The organism is Luteimonas fraxinea, assembly GCF_021233355.1.
GTDB classification, from domain to species: Bacteria; Pseudomonadota; Gammaproteobacteria; order Xanthomonadales; family Xanthomonadaceae; genus Luteimonas; species Luteimonas fraxinea.
The window spans coordinates 777,921-801,819 of record NZ_CP089507.1; the positions used below are offsets into that span (position 1 = coordinate 777,921).

Annotated in this window: 22 protein-coding genes; 8 read left to right on the plus strand and 14 right to left on the minus strand. The window is 68.6% G+C overall.

The features are described from left to right. The first annotated feature begins 148 nt into the window (after positions 1-148). The gene (locus LU699_RS03355; RefSeq protein WP_232148074.1) at positions 149-1,690 is read left to right on the plus strand and encodes a DNA-3-methyladenine glycosylase 2 family protein; all 1,542 of its coding nucleotides are present in this window, start codon (positions 149-151) and stop codon (positions 1,688-1,690) included. Beyond that, positions 1,687-2,202 (plus strand): methylated-DNA--[protein]-cysteine S-methyltransferase, encoded by a 516-nt coding sequence (locus LU699_RS03360; protein WP_232134526.1) that lies wholly within the window; start codon positions 1,687-1,689, stop codon positions 2,200-2,202. The genes LU699_RS03355 and LU699_RS03360 overlap by 4 nt, the downstream gene beginning before the upstream one ends. 1 nt (position 2,203) lies before the next feature. On the opposite strand, the gene ubiM is transcribed toward LU699_RS03360, so the two are convergent. The 5 genes from ubiM to LU699_RS03385 all read right to left on the minus strand — a co-directional run bounded on the left by ubiM (position 2,204) and on the right by LU699_RS03385 (position 8,582). Beyond that, positions 2,204-3,376 (minus strand): 5-demethoxyubiquinol-8 5-hydroxylase UbiM, encoded by a 1,173-nt coding sequence (gene ubiM / locus LU699_RS03365; RefSeq protein ID WP_232580481.1) that lies wholly within the window; start codon positions 3,374-3,376, stop codon positions 2,204-2,206. Positions 3,377-3,467: 91 nt separating this feature from the next. Then, positions 3,468-4,235 carry a LytR/AlgR family response regulator transcription factor gene (locus LU699_RS03370; protein ID WP_232134524.1) on the minus strand — a complete coding sequence of 256 codons (768 nt, stop codon included), beginning with the start codon at positions 4,233-4,235 and terminating at the stop codon, positions 3,468-3,470. Beyond that, positions 4,232-5,461 carry a sensor histidine kinase gene (locus tag LU699_RS03375; protein ID WP_232134523.1) on the minus strand — a complete coding sequence of 410 codons (1,230 nt, stop codon included), beginning with the start codon at positions 5,459-5,461 and terminating at the stop codon, positions 4,232-4,234. Before LU699_RS03375 ends, LU699_RS03370 begins: the two co-directional genes overlap by 4 nt. 10 nt (positions 5,462-5,471) lie before the next feature. Continuing rightward, positions 5,472-7,115, minus strand: a complete 1,644-nt coding sequence (locus LU699_RS03380; protein WP_232134522.1) for a serine hydrolase — start codon at positions 7,113-7,115, stop codon at positions 5,472-5,474. Positions 7,116-7,337: 222 nt separating this feature from the next. After that, positions 7,338-8,582: a formimidoylglutamate deiminase gene (locus tag LU699_RS03385; RefSeq protein WP_232134521.1), complete on the minus strand. Its 1,245-nt coding sequence runs from the start codon at positions 8,580-8,582 to the stop codon at positions 7,338-7,340. Between the two features lie 61 nt (positions 8,583-8,643). On the opposite strand from LU699_RS03385, the gene LU699_RS03390 reads away from it, so the two are divergent. After that, entirely contained in the window at positions 8,644-8,832 is a 189-nt protein-coding gene (locus tag LU699_RS03390) for a hypothetical protein (RefSeq protein WP_232134520.1), read from the plus strand. After that, complete coding sequence (gene hutI, locus LU699_RS03395) at positions 8,822-10,042, plus strand: imidazolonepropionase (RefSeq protein WP_232134519.1); 1,221 nt, start codon at positions 8,822-8,824, stop codon at positions 10,040-10,042. Before LU699_RS03390 ends, hutI begins: the two co-directional genes overlap by 11 nt. 73 nt (positions 10,043-10,115) lie before the next feature. Here the strand turns inward: hutI and LU699_RS03400 are convergent, their stop codons facing one another. Further along, positions 10,116-10,298 (minus strand): 30S ribosomal protein THX, encoded by a 183-nt coding sequence (locus tag LU699_RS03400; RefSeq protein ID WP_232134518.1) that lies wholly within the window; start codon positions 10,296-10,298, stop codon positions 10,116-10,118. Between the two features lie 107 nt (positions 10,299-10,405). Next, positions 10,406-10,801 carry a MerC domain-containing protein gene (locus LU699_RS03405; RefSeq protein WP_232134517.1) on the minus strand — a complete coding sequence of 132 codons (396 nt, stop codon included), beginning with the start codon at positions 10,799-10,801 and terminating at the stop codon, positions 10,406-10,408. Between the two features lie 74 nt (positions 10,802-10,875). On the opposite strand from LU699_RS03405, the gene LU699_RS03410 reads away from it, so the two are divergent. From LU699_RS03410 to LU699_RS03420, 3 genes are all read left to right on the plus strand, one after another. Beyond that, positions 10,876-13,071 (plus strand): TonB-dependent receptor, encoded by a 2,196-nt coding sequence (locus tag LU699_RS03410; protein ID WP_232134516.1) that lies wholly within the window; start codon positions 10,876-10,878, stop codon positions 13,069-13,071. Between the two features lie 172 nt (positions 13,072-13,243). Then, entirely contained in the window at positions 13,244-13,693 is a 450-nt protein-coding gene (locus LU699_RS03415; protein WP_232134515.1) for a MarR family winged helix-turn-helix transcriptional regulator, read from the plus strand. After that, complete coding sequence (locus LU699_RS03420; RefSeq protein WP_232134514.1) at positions 13,690-14,922, plus strand: MFS transporter; 1,233 nt, start codon at positions 13,690-13,692, stop codon at positions 14,920-14,922. The genes LU699_RS03415 and LU699_RS03420 overlap by 4 nt, the downstream gene beginning before the upstream one ends. Before the next feature lie 24 nt (positions 14,923-14,946). Here LU699_RS03420 and LU699_RS03425 read toward each other — a convergent pair whose 3' ends face one another. Continuing rightward, complete coding sequence (locus LU699_RS03425; protein ID WP_232134513.1) at positions 14,947-15,447, minus strand: transcriptional repressor; 501 nt, start codon at positions 15,445-15,447, stop codon at positions 14,947-14,949. Positions 15,448-16,167: 720 nt separating this feature from the next. Beyond that, complete coding sequence (gene gltX / locus LU699_RS03430; RefSeq protein ID WP_232134512.1) at positions 16,168-17,580, minus strand: glutamate--tRNA ligase; 1,413 nt, start codon at positions 17,578-17,580, stop codon at positions 16,168-16,170. Positions 17,581-17,660: 80 nt separating this feature from the next. Between gltX and lpxH the strand changes: the two genes are divergently transcribed. After that, complete coding sequence (gene lpxH, locus LU699_RS03435; protein WP_232134511.1) at positions 17,661-18,407, plus strand: UDP-2,3-diacylglucosamine diphosphatase; 747 nt, start codon at positions 17,661-17,663, stop codon at positions 18,405-18,407. 27 nt (positions 18,408-18,434) lie between these two features. On the opposite strand, the gene LU699_RS03440 is transcribed toward lpxH, so the two are convergent. From LU699_RS03440 to LU699_RS03460, 5 genes are all read right to left on the minus strand, one after another. Then, the gene (locus LU699_RS03440) at positions 18,435-19,265 is read right to left on the minus strand and encodes a ferritin-like domain-containing protein (protein ID WP_232134510.1); all 831 of its coding nucleotides are present in this window, start codon (positions 19,263-19,265) and stop codon (positions 18,435-18,437) included. Next, positions 19,262-20,728, minus strand: coding sequence for an amidophosphoribosyltransferase (gene purF, locus LU699_RS03445; RefSeq protein ID WP_232134509.1), 1,467 nt, complete (start codon positions 20,726-20,728; stop codon positions 19,262-19,264). Before purF ends, LU699_RS03440 begins: the two co-directional genes overlap by 4 nt. Positions 20,729-20,804: 76 nt before the next feature. Beyond that, on the minus strand, positions 20,805-21,839 hold the full coding sequence (locus LU699_RS03450) for an SPOR domain-containing protein (RefSeq protein ID WP_232134508.1): 1,035 nt from the start codon (positions 21,837-21,839) through the stop codon (positions 20,805-20,807). A 56-nt stretch (positions 21,840-21,895) separates the two neighbouring features. Then, positions 21,896-23,170: a bifunctional tetrahydrofolate synthase/dihydrofolate synthase gene (gene folC / locus LU699_RS03455; protein WP_232134507.1), complete on the minus strand. Its 1,275-nt coding sequence runs from the start codon at positions 23,168-23,170 to the stop codon at positions 21,896-21,898. Further along, on the minus strand, positions 23,167-23,811 hold the full coding sequence (locus LU699_RS03460; protein ID WP_232134506.1) for a histidine phosphatase family protein: 645 nt from the start codon (positions 23,809-23,811) through the stop codon (positions 23,167-23,169). Before LU699_RS03460 ends, folC begins: the two co-directional genes overlap by 4 nt. Between the last annotated feature and the right edge of the window lie 88 nt (positions 23,812-23,899).

Consider the following 23,899-nt stretch of genomic DNA (forward strand, 5'->3'; position numbering starts at 1 on the left):
TCCGCAGGAGACCGTCCGATCACGAAGCGCTTGAGCCCCTCTCCCTCCGGGAGAGGGGTTGGGGTGAGGGAAGACCCTCGCGACACATCCAACATCCATGTCCGAATCCGGCCAGTCGCCACCCACCCCCGGTGCTAGCCTGCATCGCATGCCCCCACCCCTGCCCGCGACCGACATCTGCGAACAGGCGCGCCTGAGCCGGGACGCGCGTTTCGACGGCCTGTTCTTTACCGCGGTGCGCACGACCCGCATCTACTGCCGGCCGGTCTGTCCCGCACCCGCGCCGAAAGCCGTCAACGTCACCTACTACCCGAACGCCGCCGCAGCCGAGGCCGCGGGCTTTCGCCCCTGCCTGCGCTGCCGGCCGGAACTCGCACCGTCCAACGGTCACTGGCATCGCGGCGACGACATCGTTGCGCGTGCATTGGCCTTGATCGAACAGGGTGCCTTGAACGAAGCACCGCTTTCGGCACTCGCCGAGCGCCTGCATATCGGCGAGCGACAGTTGCGGCGGTTGTTCGTCGAACGGCTCGGCGCCGCGCCGGTCGGCGTACACGGCACGCGGCGTCTGCTGTTCGCCAAGCAGTTGCTGACCGAAACGGCGCTGCCGATCACCGAAGTCGCGCTCGCGGCCGGCTTCAATAGCGTGCGGCGCTTCAACGCCGTGTTCCAGGACGCCTACCGCATGCCGCCGCGCGATCTGCGCAAGGAGCCGCGCGAAGCGACCGGCGACGCGTTGACGCTGCGCCTCGGCTACCGCCCGCCGTATGATTTTCCGGCGATGCTCGACTTCCTGCGTGGCCGTGCGCTGCCCGGCATCGAGGTCGTCGACGAAATCGCCTACACCCGCGTGATCGGTAATGCGGACACGTCCGGCTGGCTGCGTGTCGACGCATGGCCGGGCACGCGGAGCGACGCGGCGCCGACCGCAGTGCGACTGCAGTTACATGGCTGTGCACCGTCGCACCTGCAGGACACCGTGCAACGCGTGCGCCGCATGTTCGATCTCGACGCAGATCCCGACACGATCGCCGCGCATCTCGGCCACGACGCGCGCCTGGCGCCTCTGCTGCGCGCGCGGCCCGGCCTGCGCCTGCCCAGCGGCTGGGACGGTTTCGAGATCGCGGTACGCGCGGTGATCGGCCAGCAGGTCAGCGTCGCCGCCGCGCGCACGTTGACCGCACGGCTGTCGCAGCGCTTCGGTACGCCATTGCCGGAGACCATCGCCGCGCAGGGCTTCGCCCATCTGTTTCCGACGCCGGACGCACTCGTCGATGCCGACTTCGACGGCCTCGGCCTGATCGGCAGCCGCATTGCGACGATCCGTGGCATCGCCGCCGCGCTGCTTGACGGCCGCGTGGATTTCGACCGCGCACGCACGCTCGACGACTTCGTCGAACGCTGGGTCGCCCTGCCCGGCATCGGTCCGTGGACCGCGCAGTACATCGCGCTGCGTGCGCTCGGCCACCCCGATGCGTTCCCCGCCGAGGATCTCGTGCTGCAGAAGATGCTGCCGACCGATGGCACACGTATGTCGGCGAAGGCGCTGCGTGCGCACGCAGAAGCCTGGCGGCCCTGGCGCGGCTACGCGGTCTTCCATCTGTGGCGCGAAGCGTCTGCATCCATACCCGCGCGCACTGCGCCATCGACGCGTCCGCGCGTCCGTTCCACCCGGAGTCCATCGCCATGAGCCCAGTCACGACCACGGTATTCACCCGCACCATCGACAGCCCGGTTGGCCCATTGTTTCTGGCCGCCTCCGATGCCGGCCTGCACGCCGTCGAATTTGCCGAACACCGCCATCCGGTGCCGCGCGGTAACGACTGGCGCGACGGCGCGCATGCCGTGCTCGATGCGACCGCGCAGCAGCTTGCCGAGTACTTCGCCGGCACACGTCAGACCTTCGACCTGCCGTTCGCCGCACGCGGCACGCCGTTCCAACGACAGGTCTGGGACGCGCTGACCCGCATTCCCTACGGCAAGACCGCCAGCTACGTCGAACTCGCGCGCATGGTCGAGAAACCCAGAGCGAGTCGCGCGGTGGGCGCGGCGAACGGCCGCAATCCGTTGTCAATCGTCGTGCCCTGCCACCGCGTCATCGGCGCCAGCGGCGCGCTTACCGGCTTCGGCGGTGGCCTGCCGACCAAGGAATTCCTGCTGACGCTGGAAGGCGCATGGCCACGCGCGGATCGGCTTCTGTAGCTCAGCGCGCCTGGGTGAGATGTCCGGCGATCAGGCGCCGGAATGGCGCGATGCGCTGGGCGATGCGGAGCGTCGCACCCCGCAGCAATCGTGCCGGCGCGCGGTCGTCGGTGTAGAGGCTCGCGACGAGGCCGGTCGCCGTATACATCGGCCAGCTCGACGCGCGATGTGTCCGCGCCCAGCGTTCCAGCAATCCGGCACCGGCGATGTCGCGGCCGGCTACATGCGCTTCTCGGATCGCGTGCGCCAGCCGATCGGCACCCTGCAGGCCCAGATTGAATCCGTGCGCGGTGACCGGATGCATGCCGACGGCGGCATCGCCCAGCAGTGCCGCGCGACCGGCGACGAAACGATCCGCGTAGACGCCGACCAGCGGATAGACATGCCGCGTGCCGATCGTCGTCATCGTGCCGAGCCGGTCGCGGAAACGGCGCTGCATGTCGACGGCGAACGCGGCATCGTCGAGCGCTTCCACTTCGGCCATCTGCTGTGGCGGCAGCGTCAGTACGACGGAGGCGCGATTCCCGTTGAGCGGCAGCAGCGCCAGCGTCTGCCCCTGATCGAACCACTCCCAGGCCGCATGATGGTGCGGCTGCGTATGCGCGACGCGACACACCAGCATGCGCATGCCGAAATCGCGCGTCCGCACGCCGATGCCGAGCAGGCGCCGTACGCCCGCGAACCGGCTGTCGGCCGCGATCAACAGACGCGCTTCGACGCGCACGCCGTCCTCCAATGCGAGCGTCACGCCATTGGCATGCTGGACAACGTCGCGCACCGATGACGCGCCCTGCACGGTGATGTCGGGCGCATCGGCCACCACGTCGAACGCGGCCTGGCGGATGCGCTGGTTCGGCACCAGCCACCCGAGCTGCGCGCTGCGGCCGTCGCGTGCGGTGATCGTGAGCCCGTCCGTGCGCTCGCCATCGAAGATGCGCGCATCGCGCAGTTCGGAGATGTCGAAAGGGTCGAACTTCGCCCATAACCCGAGGCGCTCGAGGATCTCGCGCGAGGCATGCGTCAATGCGATCTCGCGCCCGTCGAATGCCGGCTGCGCGATGGCCGCGTGCGCCTGCCGCTCGTACAGCGCGACCTTCAACCCGCTGCCCGCCAGCGCGCGTGCGAAGCACAGCCCGACCGGCCCGGCCCCGACGATGGCGATGTCGACCTGCATGTGCGACTCCCGACTGGATGCGCACAGGATAGTGGTCGGGGCGTTGCGGATGCGGTGGGCGCGGCCGTCCACGCACCGGTGCGCTGCGCGCCTACATTTTCCGGAAGCGATGCACGAACGCCGCACTCACCGGCAGCGATTCACGATGACCGCGCAATTCTATACGCGCCTTGCCGAGTTCGTCGCGGCGCACGCGGTCGATCGTCGACACGCGGACCACGGTGCCGCGATGCACCTGCCAGAACACGTCGGGGTCGAGCCCCGCCAGCAGCTCTTTCACCGGCGTGCGGATCAGCGCCTCGCCATCGGCGGTGACCACGCGCACGTATTTGTCCTGCGCCTGGAAGAACAGCACCTCGTCGATGCCGATCATGCGCACGTGATCGCCGACGCTCGCGCTGATCCAGCGGATCTGGCGTTCTCCCTGCGGGCGCAGACGCGCCTCGAGATCCTCGACCAGCGCCTGCAGATCATCCGCTGCGGGCTGCGCGAGGCGTGCCTGCAGACGCTCGATCGCGACACGCAGCCGTGCTTTCGTTACCGGCTTGAGCAGGTAGTTGACGGCGCCCGCCTCGAACGCGCGGATCGCGTATTCGTCGTACGCCGTGGTGAACACCACCAGCCCGTCGCCGGCGACGACCGCGCGCGCGACATCGAGCCCGCCGACGCCGGGCATGCGGATGTCGAGGAACGCGACCTGCGGACGGTGCTCGGCGGCAGCCTGCAGCGCCGCGATGCCGTCTTCGCAGGCGGCAATGACCTCCAGCGCCGGCCAGGCGGTTTCGAGCATCTCCAGCAGCGCCGCGCGTTGCGGCGCTTCGTCCTCAGCGATCAGGGCGGTAATGGCAGCGTCGTTCATGCGGGTCCGTCCATCGGGGTGCGGAGTTCGGCCTGCGCGCCGCCATCGGGAGCACCGGTCAGACGCAGCGACGCGCGTGGACCGAAGCGCGTGGCGAGCTGATCGCGCACATTCGCCAGCCCCATGCCGCCACCGACACCCGGCTGCAGGCCCGCGCCGTCATCGGTGACCGCCACATGCAGCGTGCCGTCCGTCGCCCACGCACGGATGACGACGCGCCCCGCGCCGGGCTTCGGCTCGATGCCGTGCTTGATCGCGTTCTCGACCAGCGTGATCAGCAACAGCGGCGGATACGGCAGCGCGCGCAGCGTGGCGTCGGCCTCGATGTCGTAACGCAGGCGATCGGCGGTGCGCAGACGCATCAGTTCCAGATAGTGCGCGCACAGGTCGAGCTGTTCGCCGAGCGTCGACCGCAACGCCGCTTCGCCATCGCGCAGGCGCGGAATGGTCGCGCGCAGGTAATCGACCAGTGCGTCGAGCGTGGCCTCCGCGCGCGACGCGTCCTGGCGCACCAGCGCACGCACCGAGGCCAGCGTGTTGAACAGGAAATGCGGCTCGACCTGCGCCTGCAAAGCGCCCAGTCGCAGGTCCGATTCGCGCTTCTGCGATTGAAGGGCGACGAGTTCGATCCGGTGCCGGCTTTCGGCAATGCGACGCTGTTCGCTGAAGTAGGCGCGCAGCGCTGTGCCACCGCCCAGCAGACCGTAGATGACGGCCAGCGTCAGGATCTTGATGAAGACCGCACCGGCTTTCGCCGCGCCGCCCTCGTAGTGCGCGCGCATCGTGTCGACGTCGTAAGGCCCCGTGCCCATCTCGTTGACCATGAAGTGCTCGATCTGCGCGCTCGCCCAGCTGTCGACGCTCCAGGACAGCACGATGCCGAGGCACAACGACAGCACGACCCAGGTCCGCTCGCGTGGCAGCGACAGACCGCGATGACGCACCCAGGTCGCCAGCAACGGGCCGGCGGTGGTCATCAGCAGAAACGCGACGAACATGTAGCCGGACGCGGTGAACGCGCCGGCCCGGCTGACCGGGCCGACCAGCGCGCCCAGCAGCGTCAGCAGTGAAAACCCGAGGATCACGCTGCCGAACAGCAGCGTGCGTCCGGCGAGCCAGCGCGCACTGAAGACGGGATAGCGGCGATAGCGCGTCCACGGGAACTCGCCGCCGACGACGACATCGTCCGGGAGCGGCTGGCGCAGCGACACGGAAGATGCCTGCATCGGCGTGTGCTCAGCCACGCGCGCCACGCAGCACCTGTCCGGCCTGATGCAGTTCGAGCGCAGTCACCTCGCCATCGGTGCCGCGCTGGAAGCGCAGCTCGATGCCGAATGCCGGCGCAGCGAAGGTGTCGGCCCCGGTCGCATCGAGCGGGAACGCGCCCTGCCCGGTCGCCTGCGCCCGCAGGCGGCCATCGGCACTGTCGACCTTCAGCGCGAAACCCGGCATCAGCGTGTAGTCGCCGGCGTAATCGGCAAGTGGCACATCGGGCGCCTGCGCTGCCGTTGGCGCGGCATCGGTCGCACGTGTCGCCGCCATCGCGCCGCCGCCCTGGTGCCAGACGAAGCTGTAGCTGCCATCCGCTGCGCGCTTCGGCGACAGCAGTGCGTCGAACTGCACGGGAAAGAAATCACCTGCATCGTCGTAACCCAGTTCGAAGATTGGCTGGCCGGCGGGATGGATCGTCAGCGCGTCGCCCTTGCGCGCCAGCTCGACCTGCATGCCGGCGCTGAGTTGCCAGGTGCCCACCAGACCGTCGACGAGTTCCGACGGCGGTGTCGCCAGCTTGCGCGGCTTGCCGACCGGCGCCGACGGATCCAGCAGATGTGCCCCAAGGCTGCCGAGACCGCCCAGCGCGGTCAGCGACGTGTCCGACAGAATCACAACACCGCGCCTGCGCTCAGGATCGAATCCGACCAGCGACGAGAAGCCGCCCGTGCCGCCTTCGTGCATCAGCACACTGCGACCGGCCAGCGGCGCGATCATCCAGTTCATCGCCATTGGCGGCTGTTCTGAGACAGGCTGCTGCGTCGTCTGCAGGGCAGCAAGCAACGGTGCGGCGGCCGAGCCGTCCGCATGACCAAGCTGGCCCTGCACGTAACGCACCATGTCATCGAGCGTGGCCCGCACGCCGCCGACTCCGGCCATGTCGCCGGGAATCGTCCACGCCGGCGTCTCGCTGCCGTTGGGCAGATGTCCCACCGCGGCGCGCACGCCATCGGGTCGCTGCGCGATGTAGGCGTGCGTCATGCCGAGTGGTGCGAACAGCTGCGCGTCGATCAGCGCCTCGAACGGCTGGCCGGCGCGCTGCGCGACCGCATACGACAGCAGCATCGACGCGAAGTTGGAGTACTCGAACTGCGTGCCGGGCGCGCGCGTCAGGGTGACGTCGCCCAGCGAGGCCAGCAGCGCCTCCGGCGTCAGCGCGGCGTAGGGATCGGCGGGATTGGTGATCTGCATGCGCGCCGGCAATGCGGGCAGGCCGGACGTGTGGGTGACGACGTGGCGCAGCAGGATCGGCTGCCCCTCGAACGTCGGTACCGCGGTACCCGCAGGCAGATAGGCCGACAGCGGATCGTCGAGCGAGGCCTGGCCGTCGGCGATCAACTGCGCGAGCAGCGCCGCGGTCATCGTCTTGCTGACCGAGCCGATCTCGAACGCGCTGTCGGTGCCGATGCGCGGCGTCGCCGTGCCATCGGCGCAGCGATACGTCCGCGCCACGCTGTCGCCATCGATGAGCGCGACGGAGAAGCAGGCGCCGGTGCGGTCACCAGCCAGACGCTGGTCGACGATGCCGGCGAGTGCGGCGTCGGTCGTCGCGGATGCGCTGCCGCTGATGGCGAGCATCGCGGCGAGGGTCAAAGTGTTGGGCAACATGCGGATCTCCTGTCCATGGGAACGTCGCCATGCTGCGGCGGCGACGCGGCCTGTGCACGGGTGTGCGATGAAACGCCCGATCCGGCGGATGGATCGGCCTTTTTGTGGTTCGTCGCCGGAGCCGAGGCACACGCGGACTGGCTGTGAGAGCGCGCTTGCGCGCGATGGGCTTGCTTGGGAAGCCCCATCGCGCGCAAGCGCGCTCCCACACCACCGGCGCGTCTACGCCAGCAACCCCCGCATCGCGTTCGCGTACCCGCGCGCGGTGGTCTCATGCAACGCGTGATGTCCGTTCGCAACGACCTGCCGCCCGGCCACGTGCACCTCGCGCACCAGCGGGCGGTTGCCGGCGAACAGCCAGCGATCGAGTACGTCACGCTCCGTCGCGCCGGCCAGCTGCGGCGCATCCGCGTCCAGCACGACTGCGTCGTCGAGCGCGTTGAAACCGGTCGATGCTGTGGCGCTCGCCTGCACACCTGCGAACAGCGTCGCGCCGACGCTGGGTGTCGCCGCTGCGACCGCGATGTTGCGGCGATGCGTGACGAGACGCTGGCCGTACTCGAGCCAGCGCAGTTCCTCGACCGGAGAGACCGAGATGTGCGAGTCCGAACCGATGCCCCAGGCGCCGCCGGCGTCGAGGTAATCGCGCAGCGGAAACAGACCGTCGCCGAGATTGGCTTCGGTCGTGGGACACAGCACGACCGTCGCGCCGCTGCGGGCGATGCCGGCGACTTCCGCAGCATCGAGATGCGTCGCGTGCACCAGCGTCCAGCGCGCGTCGACCGGCGCGTTGTCGAGCAGCCATGCGACCGGTCGCGCTCCACGCACTGCGATGCACTCGTCGACTTCGGGCATCTGTTCGGCGATATGGATGTGCAGGCGTGCATCCGCCGGCAGTGCGGCCAGCACCGCGTGCATCGCATCGGCCGGCACCGCGCGCAGGCTGTGCAGCGCGCAGCCGACGCGCAGCGTGTCGTCCTGGCGCGCGTGCAGATCGGCGAACAGCCGCAGATAGCCGTCGACGTCATGGCCGAAGCGTCGCTGGCGTTCGCCGAGCGGCCGCCCGTCGAAACCGCCGGTCATGTACAGCACCGGCAGCAGCGTCAGCCGGATGCCGGTCGCGCGCGCGGCGTCGATCAACGCATCGGCCATCGCGCTCGCAGGCGCGTACGGCGCACCGTGGGGCGCGTGATGGACGTAATGGAATTCGCAGACCGTCGTGTAACCGGCTTCCAGCATCTCGACATACAGCTGCGTGGCGACAGCGCGCAGGCTGTCAGGATCGAAGCGCCCGGCTATCCGGTACATGGTCTCGCGCCAGGTCCAGAACGAGTCGGCGGGATCGGTCTGCACTTCCGCCAGGCCGGCCATCGCCCGCTGGAACGCATGCGAATGGAGGTTCGCGATACCGGGCAGACGCCAGCCTGCGGGCGTGCGCGCGGCGTGGATCGCGGGAACATCGTGCATCGGGCCGGCTCCTCGAAAACGTGTGCGGTAGGCTAGCCGGTCTTCCGCCCGGGAACATCCGATGTCCTCGACAAACATCATGCAGCTGGTCGCTGTAAGCCTCGTAATCGGCGGGATCGTGGGCTGGATCGGCGTCCGGATGCTCGGGAGGCGCCGCTCGGCCGACGATCTTCCGGTGGACCGCCACCGCCCGCGCAAGCAGCACGACCGCGCCGATTACAACGACGGTGGCGGCAACGATGGCGACTGAATCCTGGGACGGACTGCTGCTGGGCGCGACGCTTGCCACATTGTCGGACGACAGCGGCTACGGGCTGATCGAAGACGGTGCGCTCGGCTGGCGCGACGATGTGATCGTCTACGCCGGTCCGCGCAGCGGACTGCCCGCGGACGCGGAAGCCAACGCCGATCTCGTCGTCGAGACCACTGGCCTGGTCACGCCCGGGCTCATCGACTGCCACACGCATGCGGTGTTCGCGGGCAACCGCGCTGCCGAGTTCGAACAGCGCCTGCAGGGCGCGAGCTATGAAGACATCGCGCGCGCCGGTGGCGGTATCGTCTCGACGGTGCGCGCAGTGCGCGATGCCGACGAGGACACACTGCTCGCGCAGTCGTTGCCGCGCGCGCGTGCGCTGGTCGCCGATGGCACAACGACGCTGGAGATCAAGTCCGGCTACGGCCTCGACTTCGACAACGAACGCAAGATGCTGCGCGTCGCCCGGCGGATCGGCGAGGTGCTCGGCATCACCGTGCGCACCACGTTCCTCGGCGCGCACGCCCTGCCGCCGGAATTCGCCGGCCGCGGTGATGCCTACATCGACGCGGTCTGCGAGTGGTTGCCGCGTCTGCATGAGGAAGGCCTGGTCGATGCCGTCGACGCATTCGCCGAACGCATCGCCTTCAGCGTCGATCAGACGCGCCGCGTGTTCGAGGTGGCGCGCACGCTCGGCCTGCCGGTGAAACTGCACGCCGACCAGCTCAGCGATGGCGCAGGTGCTGGGCTGGTGGCGGAGTTCGGTGGCCTGTCGGCCGACCATGTCGAACACACCTCGCCCGCCGGTGTCGCCGCGATGGCGGCGGCGGGCACGGTCGCGGTGCTGCTGCCGGGCGCGTTCCATGTACTGCGCGAAACCACACTGCCGCCGCTCGATGCATTCCGCGCGGCCGGCGTGCCGATGGCGGTCGCGACCGACTGCAATCCAGGCACGTCGCCACTGCTGTCGCTGCGCCAGGCAATGCAGCTGTCGTGCACGCATTTCCGGCTGACGCCGGAAGAGGCCCTGCGCGGCGCGACCGTACATGCAGCACGCGCGCTCGGCCTGTCCGATCGCGGCACGCTGGCCGTGGGTCAGCGCGCGGATTTCGCCTGCTGGCAGGTCGCGCAGCCGGCCGAACTCGTCTACTGGCTCGGCGGCCCGTTGCTGGCGATGTCGTTCGCCGGTGGTAAGCGCCTGGCCTGAGGCCGATCGCCCTCCCCTGAAACGCGAAAGCCCCGCGGATGCGGGGCTTTCGACGCGCGGCGGGACCTGAAACTCAGGCCTTCTTCGCGACGGCCTTCTTCGCCGGTGCCTTGGCGACGGTCTTGCTGCCGGCGGCCTTCTTCACGACCGGTGCGGTCGCGGTGCCGGTGGCCTTGATGAGGCCCTTCGAGCGGCTGTTGCCGTAGCTCGAGTTGTAGCGCTTGCCCTTGAGGGTCTTGCGGTCGCCCTTGCCCATTACTGTGCTCCTGGAGTGCTGCGTGTTGAATTCGTTTGGCGCGTACGTGCGCCGCCAGGGCGCACAGGACCGCGGATTCTAGCACGCGGCCCGATCTGTGAAGCCGCTCAGCGCCCCGCGCGGGCGTGGGTCAGGCGCAGGTTCAGCAGATGCGCGCCGGCCAGCAGCAGGCCGCCGATGGTCATCACGACGGCATGGGTGATGGTGTGGTCGTGCAGATGCGTGAACGAGCCCGCCCAGACCAGCGCCAGACCCGGAATCAGCAGCATCCAGGCGTGGAACGCGCGATGGCGGCGCCAACCGAGCGTCAGCGTGGTCGCGCCCAGCAGCGTGGCGAACACGACGAAGGCCTGGTCGATATCGACCCAGCCGCCCACGTTGAGACCGAACGCCGGTAGCAGCGCCAGCGCGACGGGCAGCAGCGCGCAATGGACTGCACACAGGAACGACGCGGCGAAGCCGACGCGGTCTGCGCGCTGCAGGGTGGAATTGTGTGCAGGCATGTCTTTTGGGGGGTGCGAGGATTTGCGTAACATTATAACATTCACTCTTCGCCCACCAGTGTACTGCATCCGCAATGACCAGAAGCCGCCGTTCCGCCCTCGTCCCGACCCGTCTCGCCATCGCCGTGGCCCTGCTGCTGCCGGCCGCCGCGTTCGCCCAGTCCACCAGCCAGACCCATGCGCATCCGACCACGCTCGACCGCGTGCAGGTCACCGCCACCCCACTCGGCGGCGACGCCGAGAATCTCGCCCACCCGGTAGAGGTGCTGTATGGCGACGCGCTGGAGGATCGCAAGGCCGGCAACCTCGGCGACACCGTGTCCTCGCTGCCCGGTGTGCAGAGCGGCTCGTTCGGCACCGGCGTCGGCCGACCGATCATCCGTGGCCAGGAGGGCCCGCGCGTGCAGGTGCTCTCGGGTGGCATCGGCAGCATGGACGCCTCAACGGTCAGCGCCGACCACGCGGTCAGCATCGAACCCTTCCTCGCCGACCAGATCGAAGTGCTCAAGGGCCCGGCCAACCTGCTGTATGGCAGCGGCGCGATCGGCGGCGCGGTCAATGTGGTCGACGGTCGCATCGCGCGCGAAGTCCCCGACCGTCCGATCAGCGGCCGCGCCGAGCTGCGCGCCGCCAGCGGCAACGACGAGCGCAGTGGCATGTTCCGCCTCGACGGCGTGAGTGGCGAAAACCTCGTGCTGCATGTCGACGGCCTGATCCGCAACACCGGTGACTTCGACATCCCCGGCTTCGCCCAGGTGCCCGAAGACCACGATCACGACCATGATCACGACCACGAACACGCGGAAGAAGAAAACGCCTTCGGCACGCTGCCCAACAGTTCGATCCGCACGCGCGCCGGCGCCGTCGGCGCGACCTACTTCGGCGAGCGCGGTCATCTTGGCGTCGCGGTCAGCACCTACCGCACCAACTACGGCCTGCCCGACGGCGCGCACGTGCATGCCGAAGAAGGCGGCCATGACCACGATCACGACCATGACCACGAAGAAGAAGGTCATGACGAACACGGCTCGGTGCGCATCGACATGGTGCAGAACCGCGTCGATCTGAAGGGCGGCCTCTACGATCCACTGCCGTTCCTGAGCGCATTGAATGTGCGTGCGGCCTACAACGACTACGAGCACGTCGAACTCGAAGGCGGCACCGCCGCGACCCGCTTCACCAACAAGGGCACCGAGGCGCGCATCGAAGCGGTGCAGAAGACGTTCAACGGTTGGGACGGCGCGTTCGGCCTGCAGATCGGCCATGTCGATTTCAGTGCCGTCGGCGAAGAAGCCTTCGTGCCGCCGAGCGTGACCGACACCCTCGGCCTGTTCGTCGTGCAGGAGAAGGAATTCGGCCCGGTGAAGCTCGAGCTCGGCGGCCGTCACGAGCGGGTGGAGATCGACCCGATCACGGGGAATTCGCGCAAGTTCGATGCCAGCAGCCTGTCGGGCGCGGCGATCTGGCACCTGTCGGACGTGTTCGACCTGCGCTTCGGCGCCGACGTCTCCGAGCGCGCACCGACCAACGAGGAACTGTTCGCGGCCGGCCCACACATCGCCACGCGCTCGATCGAAATCGGCGATGCGGATCTCGACACCGAGCGCGGCCAGCGCCTCGAAATCGGCCTGCACGCGCACACCGATCGCGTCGAGTTCAAGGCCGCCGTCTACCAGACGCAGTTCAAGCGCTTCACCTACCTCACCGATACCGGCATCGCCGAACAGAGCTTTCCGGTGCGGCTGTGGACACAGGGCGATGCGACCTTCCGCGGCGCCGAAGCCGAAGCGAAATTTCACCTGCTCGAATCCGACGCCGGTGATTTCGACCTGCGCGTGTTCGGTGATGTGGTGCGCGCCGAGCTCGACGGCAGCGGCACGCGCACGGTGCAGTTTGCGGTGCCGCATGGCGACCATGCGCACAACTACGAAACCGATATCGCGCTGGGCGGCGACCTCCCGCGCATCGCACCGTCGCGTATCGGCGCCGACATCAACTGGACCCTGGGCGGCTGGCGCGCAAACGTCGGCGCGGTGCGCTACCAGAAGCAGGACCGCGTGGCCGCGCTCGAAGACCCGAGCCCCGGCTACACGTTGGTCAATGCCGGTGTCGCCTGGCGAGTCGGCGAAGCAGACGGCACGCAGTGGGAACTGTTCCTCGACGGCCGCAACCTGACCGACGAAGAAGCCCGCCCGCACACCTCGCTGCTGCGCGACTTCGCGCCGTTGCCGGGTCGCACCATCGCCGGCGGCATCCGCGTCTATTTCTGATCAGCGTGCGCTGACTGGTCCCCGTTCTCTCCAGTGACGCGTGCGTCACCGCCCCGCCCCGGTCTCCGGTGCGGGGCTTTTTTATGGGCTTGTCGCGTGCTCGCATCGCCAGCCTCGGCGCTCGCGATGGATTAGGTGTATATACATCCAAAACCCGATGCAGATACACGCAATGGCCGACGCCGCGCCCGACCCGCTCGATTCCCCCACCTTCGGCTGCAGCTGCCACCGGCTGCGCAAGCTGAGCCGGATGATGACCCAGCGCTACGACCAGGCGCTTGCCCCGGCCGGGCTCAACGTCAACCAGTACGCGATCCTGCGCCGTGCGCAGATCCAGCCGCGCACCGTCGGCGAGCTTGCCACCACGCTCGGCATGGAGCGCAGCACGCTCAGCCGCGACCTCAAGCATCTGGTCGCCGCCGGCTGGGTACGCCTGCAGCGCGATCCCGACGATGCACGCCAGCGCCGGATCGAAGTTCTGGCCCCGGGCGCCGCGGTGATCGAACAGGCCGAGCCGTTGTGGCGCGCAACGCAGGTGCAGGTCGAAGCGCTGATGGGTGTCGACGAGGTCGGCCGTTTGCACGCGGTGCTCGACCGCGTCACCCGGAAAATCGCGGCATGAGCGCGCCCGTCAGCTCGCGCTGGTGGCCGCTGGTGCTGGCCGCCACCGCAATGATGATGATCACGATGGGCATCCGGCAGTCGCTGGGCCTGTTCGTGCAACCGATTGCCGCGGATACGGGCCTCGGCATCGCCGCGATCAGTTTCGCGCTGGCCGTCGGCCAGTTCGTCTGGGGCGCGGTGCAGCCGGTGTTCGGCGCGATCGCCGACCAGCGCGGCAGTGGCCGCGTGCTGGTATTCGGCGGCGTGCTGCTGATCACCGGCATGGCGGCCGCGCCGTTCTTCGCGTCCGAATGGGGCCTGCTGCTGACGCTCGGTCTGATCAGCGCAGCTGGCGCGGGCGCAGGCAGTTTCTCGATCCTGATCGGCAGCACCGCGCGGGTGATTCCCGCCGAGAAGCGCTCGATGGCGTCGGGCGTGGTCAATGCCGGCGGCTCGTTCGGGCAGTTCCTCTACGCGCCATTCGCGACCACGATGATCGGTGCATTCGGTTGGGCTGCCGCTGCATGGGCGATGGCGGCCACCGCGCTGGCGACGCTGCCGCTGGCCTGGCCTTTGCGTCGGCGCAAACTGCCGCCCCCGGCGCCCGGTGCGACTGTCCTGCCGATTGCGGACGACATCGGCCTACGCGCGCAACTGCGCATCGCCCTGCGCGATCGCAGCTACTGGTTGCTGCACCTGGGCTTCTTCACCTGTGGCTTCCACATCGCGTTTCTGGTCACCCACCTGCCGACCGAGATCGCGATGTGCGGCCTGTCGGCCGGTGTGTCGGCAATGGCGCTGTCTCTGATCGGTCTGTTCAACATCGTCGGCAGCATCGGCGCCGGCTGGCTCGGCCAGCGCTACCGCATGAAGTGGCTGCTGACCGCGATCTACATCAGCCGCGCGGTGATGATCTTCATCTACGTGCTGTCGCCACCGACGCCGACCACCTTCATGCTGTTCGCGATCGGCCTGGGCATGAGCTGGCTGGCGACCGTGCCGCCGACCGCCGGCCTCGTCGGCAAGCTGTTCGGGCCGCGCTATCTGGCGACGCTGTTCGGCCTGACCCTGCTCTCGCACCAGACCGGCGCCTTCTTCGGCGCGTGGCTGGGCGGCGTCGCGGTCGCGAAGACCGGATCCTATCTGTGGGTCTGGTACGCCGACATGGCGCTGGCCCTGCTGGCGGCCGCGTCCAATCTGCCGATCCGCGAGGCCCCTCTGCATGCCCGCGCGCCTGTCGCGGCCTGAGCGACCCGATTCCGACCGCTGCGGTCAGTCCGCGGCAGCGTCCGCGCATTGCGCGCAGAGACCGTGCACTTCCAGCGTCTGCGCCTGCGGCACGAACCCCAGCGCGCGGGCGCGCTCGTCGAGCGAAGCGACGACCGCCTCGTCTTCCAGTTCCACGGCGCTGTGGCAGCGGTCGCAGATCAGGAACGGCACCGAATGCTGCGCGGTGCTGGGGTGGTGGCAGGCCACGAAGGCATTGACCGACTGCAGCTTGTGGATGAAGCCGTTGGCCAGCAGGAAATCCAGCGCGCGGTACACCGTCGGGGGCGCAGCCGCGCCAGGACCGTCGCCTTCGCGGACCTGGTCGAGCAGATCGTAGGCCTTGAGCGGCTTGCCGGCCTTGGCGATCAACCCGAGCACATACGCGCGGATCGGCGTCAGCCGCAGGCCGCGCTCACTGGAGGCGTGCTCCACCGCCCGGATGAAGCTCGCGGCGTCATCGACGTGGTGGTGCGGATCCGTGCAGGTGTGGTCGTGCTTGGCCATCCGTCCATGATGGGTGCGAGGGGGCACTGACTCAAGCGTGGCGGTGTCTTCGCGCGAGGTTCGACGTGGTTGCTTCAGGCCAGTGTCCGACTCGCGATGCCCCCCGCGCGTGGGACTCGCCAGGAATCCGTACGCTTGCTGACCGCTGCTGTTCCACGACGGCACGCAGCACTTGCTAACCCGGAGGGCGCCGCACATGGATGTGCGGCGTTTTCCGACCGAGGCAGGATGCCGAGTCGGAAAATCCCTGTGCACGACAAGCCGCGGGCTGTGGACTTGTCGGGGAGACGTTTTTCTTTGGTTCCGTTTCTTTTGGCGTCCACCAAAAGAAATGAACTCGGCCGCGTCAGCGGACGAAAGCGTTTGATCTTCGCCTGCGCGTGTTGGCGCTTCGCCTTCGGCGAGAAGCAAAGTCCACAGCTTCCACTCGCCTTGCGGCGAGCGGGTTCATTTCTTTTGCTGGCCCAAAAGAAACGGAACCAAAGAAAACGGCCTCCCCGACACGTCCGAAGCCCGCGGCGTTACGCGTACCGGGATTTTCCGACTCGGCATCCTGCCTCGGTCGGAAAACGCCGCCCATCCATGGGCGGCGCCCTACGGGTTTCTATGCAGCGTTGCCACGTCAAGGCTCATGAAAAGCAGAGCACTGTCGGCAATGGGTAATCAGGCGCGATCGCAAGAGCAGAGCAACCCGCGAAACAGAATCCAGAGCGACGCGGCTCAGGCCGCGTCCCCCTCCGGAATCATCCCGATCACCACATCGATCCGCGCCAGCGCTTCCTCGCGTCCCGCCAGATACACCGTATGCCCGATATCCGGACTCACCTGCGTGCCCGTGATCGCGACACGCAACGGCTGCGCGACCTTGCCCATGCCGAGACCCAGCGTTTCGACCGTCTCGCGGAACGCCGCGTCGATGGCCTCGACGTTCCAGTCCGGCAATGCGGCGAAACGCGCGCGGACATCGGCCAGCGGTGCGCGGGCTTCCACCTTCAGATGCTTGGCGACCGCCTTCTCGTCATACGCGGCAATCGGGCGATACCAGACCGCCGCGCGCTCGGACATTTCCTTGAGCGTCTGCACGCGGTCGCGCAGCGCGACGACGACATCGGCCGGCGCCGGGCCTGCCGACAGGTCGTAGCCGTCATTGCGCAGATGCCATTCCAGATGCGCGGCGACTGCAACCGGGTCATCGGATTTCAGGTACTGCTGGTTGAGCCAGCCCAGCTTGGCCATGTCGAGGCGCGCGGCCTTGGCGTTGACGTCCTTGAGGTCGAACAGCTGCTGCATCTCGGTGATCGAGAAGATTTCCTGATCACCATGCGACCAGCCCAGACGCACGAGATAGTTCAGCAACGCGTGCGGCAGATAGCCCGCATCGCGGTACTGCATGACGTCGGCGGCACCGGTGCGCTTGGACAGCTTCGCGCCCTGCTCGTCGAGAATCATCGGCAGGTGCGAGAACGCGGGGACTTCCGCGCCGAGCGCGCGGTAGATGTTGATCTGCCGCGGGGTGTTGTTGACGTGGTCATCGCCGCGGACGACGTCGGTGATGCCCATGTCCAGATCATCGACGACGACGGCGAAGTTGTAGGTCGCGTAGCCGTCGGGGCGGAAGATCACCAGGTCGTCGAGTTCGCTGTTGGCGATCTCGATGCGGCCCTTGACCTTGTCCTCCCAGACCACGGTGCCTTCGAGCGGATTCTTCAGGCGGATCACGCGGTTGGAATCGTCGCGCTTCGGCTCGTTGCGTTCGCGATACGCGCCGTTGTAGCGGGGCTTGTCGCCCGCGGCCATCGCCGCTTCACGCATCGCATCGAGTTCGGCCTTCGACTCGTAGGCGTAGTAGGCCTTGCCGTCGGCGACCAGTTGCTCGGCGACTTCGGCGTAGCGGTCCAGACGGTGCGTCTGGTAGATCGGACCTTCGTCGTAACCCAGGCCCAGCCACTCCATCGCCTCGAGAATTGCGTCGATCGCGGCCTGGGTGCTGCGCTCGCGGTCGGTGTCTTCGATGCGCAGCACGAACTCGCCGCCGCGACGCCGCGCCTCCAGCCAGCAGTACAGCGCGGTGCGCGCGCCGCCGATGTGCAGATAGCCGGTGGGACTGGGGGCGAAACGGGTGCGGCAGGACATGCGCGGGACTCGGTGCGGGGACAGCGCGCATTCTAACCGGCACGCCCAGCCGGCCCCGGCGGCCGGATTACAATGGCGCCATGACGACGCTTTTCATCTCCGACCTGCATCTGGATCCGGCGCGTCCGGAGATCACCGCGCTGTTCCTCGCGTTTCTCGACGGCGAGGCGCGCGGCGCCGATGCGCTGTACGTGCTCGGCGATCTGTTCGAGTCGTGGGTCGGCGATGACGATCCGTCCGAGGCCGGCGCGCAGGTCGCCGAGCGTCTGACCGCGCTGTCGAACGCCGGCGTGCCGGTCGCCTTCATGCACGGCAATCGGGATTTCCTCGTCGGCCACGACTATGCGCGACGCGCTGGCATGTCACTGCTGCCCGACCCTGCGGTGATCACGCTCTACGGCCGCCCGGTGCTGCTGACCCACGGCGATCTGCTGTGCACCGGCGATGTCGAATACCAGGCGGTGCGCAACCAGGTGCGCAATCCGGCGTGGCAGGCGCACATGCTCGCGCAGCCGCTGCCGGCGCGGCTCGCATTCGCCCAGCACGCACGCGATGCCAGCCAGGCGCGCGCGGCCACGCTGCGTGGCGACGGCACCATGGAAACGGTCACCGATGTGGCGCCAGCAACGGTCGAGGACTGGTTCACGCGGTATGGCGTCGACACGATGATCCACGGCCATACGCACCGCCCTGCGATCCACGACCTGCAGGTTGCCGGCCGCGATTGCCGCCGCATCGTGCTCGGCGACTGGTTCGAACAGGGATCGGTGTTGCGTGCGTATGCGGACGGGCGGCTGGAACTGTCGGCGCTGCCCGCAACGATCTGATCGCAGCTTGCTGGAGCAGTGCAGCGATCAGCGTTCGGCGATCGCCTGCAGCGATGCGAGTTCCTCTTCGCTGAATCCCGCCGCGGCGCGTGCGTCGATATTGAACGGGCCGTGCAACACGGCGCGCGCGTACTCGGACAGCAGATCGCGGAACGTCGACTCGGGCTGCACACCGCGGCGTGCGCAGAACCAGCGGAACCAGCGGCTGCCGGCGGCGACGTGCGCGACTTCCTCGCGCAGGATCACTTCGAGCACGACGACGGTCTCGTGGTCGCCGAGCGAGCGCAGCTTCACGATCATGCCGGGCGTGACGTCCAGCCCGCGCGCCTCGAGCACACGCGGCACCAGTGCCATGCGCGCCATGCCGTCGTGCGCGGTCTTCTCGCACATTTCCCACAGGCCGTTGTGCGCGTCGAAATCGCCGTAGTCGAACCCGAGGGCACGCAGCCGGTCGCGCAGCAGCACGAAATGACGCGCCTCGTCGGCAGCGACCGACACCCAGTCGGCGTAGTAGTCGGCGGGCAGATCGCGGAACCGGTAGACGGCGTCCCAGCCGAGATCGATCGCGTTGAGTTCGATATGCGCGATCGCGTGGATGAAAGCCGCACGGCCTTCGTCGCTGCCGAAACCACGCCGCGGCAGCTCGCGCGGATGCACGAGTTTCGGGCGCTCGGGGCGTCCCGGCATGCCGATCGGCGCCGGGGCGCGTGCGTTCGTGTCGAGCGGCAACGCGCCTTCGCGGAACCGGCGCGCGTAGGCGCCGGTCAGCGCGATCTTGTCATCGGGATCGCGCGCATCGAGGCAGTGGCGCGCGGCCGCGAACAGATCCGCGGCGTCCGCGACCACTACCGTGCTCACGCGCGGCGCTTCTTCTTCGCGTCGTCGCTGCGCAGCTGCTGCAGTCGCTCGAAGTAGCCCGCCTCGATGCCGGTGACGTATTCACCGCTGAAGCAGGAACTGTCGAAGCGGCGCTCGGGGAACTTCGGGCCGGCGACCGCGCTTTCGAGGTCGGCGAGGTCCTGGTAGATCAGCCAGTCGCAACCGAGGAATTCCTCGATCTCCTTCTCGGTGCGGTTGTGCGCGACCAGTTCGTCGACCGACGGCATGTCGATGCCGTAGATGTTCGGGTGACGCACCGGCGGCGCGGCAGAAGCGAGATAGACCTTCTTGGCGCCGGCGTCGCGGGCCATCTGCACGATCTGCTTGGACGTGGTGCCGCGCACGATCGAATCGTCGACCAGCAGCACCACGCGGTTGCGGAATTCCAGCGGGATCGGGTTGAGCTTGCGCTTGACCGACTTCGCGCGCTCGCCCTGCCCCGGCATGATGAAGGTGCGGCCGACGTAACGGTTCTTGATGAAGCCCTCGCGGTACTTCACGCCGAGCGTGTTGGAAATTTCCAGCGCGGCGTCGCGCGAGGTGTCCGGAATCGGAATCACCGTGTCGATGTCGTGATCGGGACGCAGGCGCAGGATCTTCTCGCCCAGCGTGACGCCCATGCGCATGCGCGCCTTGTGCACCGAGATGTTCTCGATCATCGAGTCCGGACGCGCGAAGTACACGTATTCGAAGATGCACGGCGCGTGCGGCTGCTGCGGCGCGCACTGGCGGTGGTGCAGTTCGCCACGCGGCGTGATCACGATGCCCTCGCCCGGCTCGACGTCGCGCAGGTGTTCGAAACCGAGGATGTCGAGCGCGACCGATTCCGACGCCACCGCGTACTCGGTGCCTTCAGCGGTCTCGCGCTTGCCCAGCACCAGCGGGCGGATGCCGTGCGGATCGCGGAACGCGATCAGGCCCAGACCCAGCACCGTCGCGACCACGGCGTAACCGCCCTTGGCGCGACGATTGACGCCTTCGACGGCGCGGAACGCGGCTTCGGGGGTCAACGCCTTCTCGCGGTCGAGCTCATGCGCGAACACGTTGAGCAGGACTTCGGAATCCGAGTCGGTGTTGACGTTGCGGCGGTCGGTCTCGAACACCTGCTGGCGCAGCTGGTCGGTGTTGACCAGGTTGCCGTTGTGGGCGAGCGCGATGCCGTAGGGCGAGTTGACGTAGAACGGCTGCGCTTCGTCGTGACCTTCGCTGCCGGCCGTCGGGTAGCGGCAGTGCGCGATGCCCACGCGGCCCTGCAGCAGATCCATTGCCTTGGTGTCGAACACATCGCGCACCAGGCCGTTGCCCTTGTGCACGCGCATCACCGTGCCGCTGGAGACGGCGATGCCGGCCGCATCCTGCCCGCGGTGCTGGAGCACCGTCAGGCCGTCGTACAACGCGGCTGCGACTTCAGAGGTTCCGACAATCCCGACGATCCCGCACATGTTCGATTTCCAGTTCTGCTTGAGGCGCGCGGACGCGCCGGTGTGAAGTGTGGGACGGCTTTCTTTTCGGCGCCGGTCAGGGGTGCGAACGGACCAGACCGTCGACGCCCACCGCGCTGCGGACGCGCGTCTTGAGCTGGTCGGCTTCGCCGCGTGACGCGACCGGGCCGGCCTTGACCCGGGTCAGGCGGCCCTTGTCGGTGTCGACCGAATCGGTGAACGCGGTGATGCCGGCGCCGCGCAGACGATCGCGCAGACGATTGGCTTCGGCCGCATTACTGAAGGCGCCCAGCTGCACGATGAAGCCGGTGCCGGACGTCGGCGCCGCTGTGGGCGGTGCCGGTGGCGGCGTCGCAGGAGTGGCAGCCGGCGGCGTCTGCGCAGGCGGCGTGCGTGCAGGCGTCCGCGCGGCGGGCGCTTCTTCGGGCAGCTGTTCGGTGCTCGGCGTGGCAGGCGTCTGTGCAGCTGCCGGGCGTGATGCGGCGGGTGCAGGCGGCGTCGGCGCTGGCGTTTCCGGGCGCGGTACGTCCGGGCGGGTGCCCGCGTCGAGCGCGACAACCCGCGGGGTCACGTCATCGCGGACCTGCGCTGCGCGCACGCGGACGATCTCGGCATCGGCGCGGTTGGCATACGGCCCCAGGCGCACGCGCTGGGCGGGCTTGCCGTTGAGGGTAAAGCTCTCGCGATAGCCGCGCAGGCCGGACTCGCCGAGCTGGCGCAGGATCGCCTCGGCGTCCGCTTCGCTGGCGAACGCGGCGTAATGCACGGCGTAACCGCCGCCGGCGACGGTCGCAGGCAGCGGATTATCCTGTTCGGACGTGTCAACGGTCGGCAGCGCGCTGCCGTCCGGGCGCGTGGCCGCCGGCGCTGCAGGCGCGGCTTCCGACAACGGCGCACCGGCGAGAGCGCCACCTTCGCGCGCCGGTGGCGGCGCGATCAGCGGCAGATCGACGGTCTTGTAGTCGGCATTCGGCGCATCGGGCACGTCGAGGGACATGTCCGGCAGGCCGCTCGCGGGCGCAGGGCCCTTGATCAGCATCGGCAGGAAAATGACCGCGAGCGCGATCAGCACGGCGGCGCCGATCAGGCGTTGTTTCAATGCAGGCGACATGCGGGATCCGGACACGGGTTGCCGCGCGAATTATACGCGCCGTCCCGCCCTGCTTCTTAACGCCTGCCCTGCAACACCTGTAGAGCGGCCGCCGCGGCGTGGAACGTGCCGAACACCAGCACGCGGTCGCCGGGCGCGGCCTCGGCGAGCGCGGCAGACAGCGCCGTTGCAACGTCGACATGCCCGGTGACGTCGTCGTCCAACACCTCCGACAGGCGTGCGCGCAGCGTGGCGGCGTCCTGGCCGCGCGCACCGGCGACCGTCGACCCGGCCAGATGCCAGTGCGCGATCGAGGGCGCCAGCGCGCCGACCACGCCCGGCGCGTCCTTGTCCGCAAGCGCGGCGTACACCGCGACCGTGCGCCCAGCCGCCGGCGCGGCGATCAGCCAGTCGGCCAGCGCCTGCGCCGCCTGCGGGTTGTGCGCGACGTCGACGACGACGTCCACGCCGTCGCGCTCGAAGCGCTGCAGGCGGCCAGCCACCGTGGCGCCAGCGATTCCGGCGGCGAGCGCGGCATCGTCGAGATCGCGATCCAGCGCGCGGATCGCGGCGATCGCAACGGCGGCATTACGCAACTGCACCGGCGCGGCCAGCGTCGGCATCGGCAGCTCGACTTCGAAGCCGACCTCGCGCCAGTTCCAGGTGCCCGAATCCGTCGGCGCGTAGAGGAAATCGCTGCCACCCCGGACCGCGACCGCGCCGATTCGGTAGGCGTGCCGCAACACGCTGGCCGGCGGATCGGTATCGCCGACGATCAGCGGCTTCCACGCGCGCGCGATGCCGGCTTTCTCCAGCCCGATCGTCTCGACGTCGTTCCCGAGCCAGTCCTGATGATCGAGGCCGACCGTGGTGATCACCGCAACGTCGGGCTCGACGATGTTGACCGCATCGAGCCGGCCACCGAGCCCGACCTCGAGTACGGCCAGATCCAGCTCAGCGCGCGCGAACAGCCACAGCGCGGCCAGCGTGCCGGTCTCGAAATAAGTCAGCGGCGTGTCACCGCGCGCGGCCTCGACCGCCTCGAACGCCTCGACCAGCGCGGCGTCGTCGACGTCCACGCCATCGATGCGCACGCGCTCGTTGTAGGCCAGCAGATGCGGCGAGGTGTACGCGCCGACGCGCCAGCCCGCCGCGCGTGCGACCGATTCGACGAACGCCACCGTCGAACCCTTGCCGTTGGTGCCGGCAATCGTGATTACCCGCGCCGCGGGACGGCCGCAGTCCATGCGCGCGTAGACCGCGCCGACACGGTCGAGACCCATCTCGATTTCGGTCGGGTGGCGCGCTTCGATCGCCGACAGCCAGTCGGCCAGCGAACGGGGTTCACTCATAGCGCGCGGTGGACCGCCTCGCCGAAGAATGCGGTGTGGTGCGCGCAATCGTTGAGACGCACGACGTCGAGATGGTCGACATCCGGGCCTTCGAGCAGGTTCAACGTCGTCGGCGCCTGGCGGAACGTCCACAGGCGCGACAACGGAATGCCGAGCACGCGGCACAGGATCACGCGGTTGACGGCGTCGTGGGCGACGATCAGCGCGGTGTCGTTCGGGCCGAGGCCATCGACGGCGCGCGCGAATGCGGGCCAAGCGCGGTCGAACACCTGCTGCAGCGATTCGCCGCCGGGCATCTGCACAGTGTCGGGCGCGTCGCGCCAGGCAGTCAGACGTTCGGGATCGCGCTCGCGGATCTCGCTGGCGAGCAGGCCTTCCCAGGTGCCGTGGGCGATTTCTGCGAGGCCGGGATCCGTCAACAGTGTGGACGCGCGTGTTTCGCCAAGCGCCAGACGCGCCGTGCGATCGGCGCGCGACAGCGGCGAGGCGACTGCGCGATCGATGCGGACATCGGCCAGACGCGCGCCCAGCAGCGTCGCCTGACGTTCACCAACCTCCGACAGCGGGATGTCTTCCTGTCCCTGGTAACGGCCTTCGGCATTCCACGGCGTTTCGCCGTGGCGGGCGAGCAGGATTCTCATCGCGCGGTTCCTCGAATGGGGGGCTCCGGCGATGCCGGCGCGTCAGTTTACGGGAGGCGATCGCGGTGGCGCCGCAAGCACAGTGCCT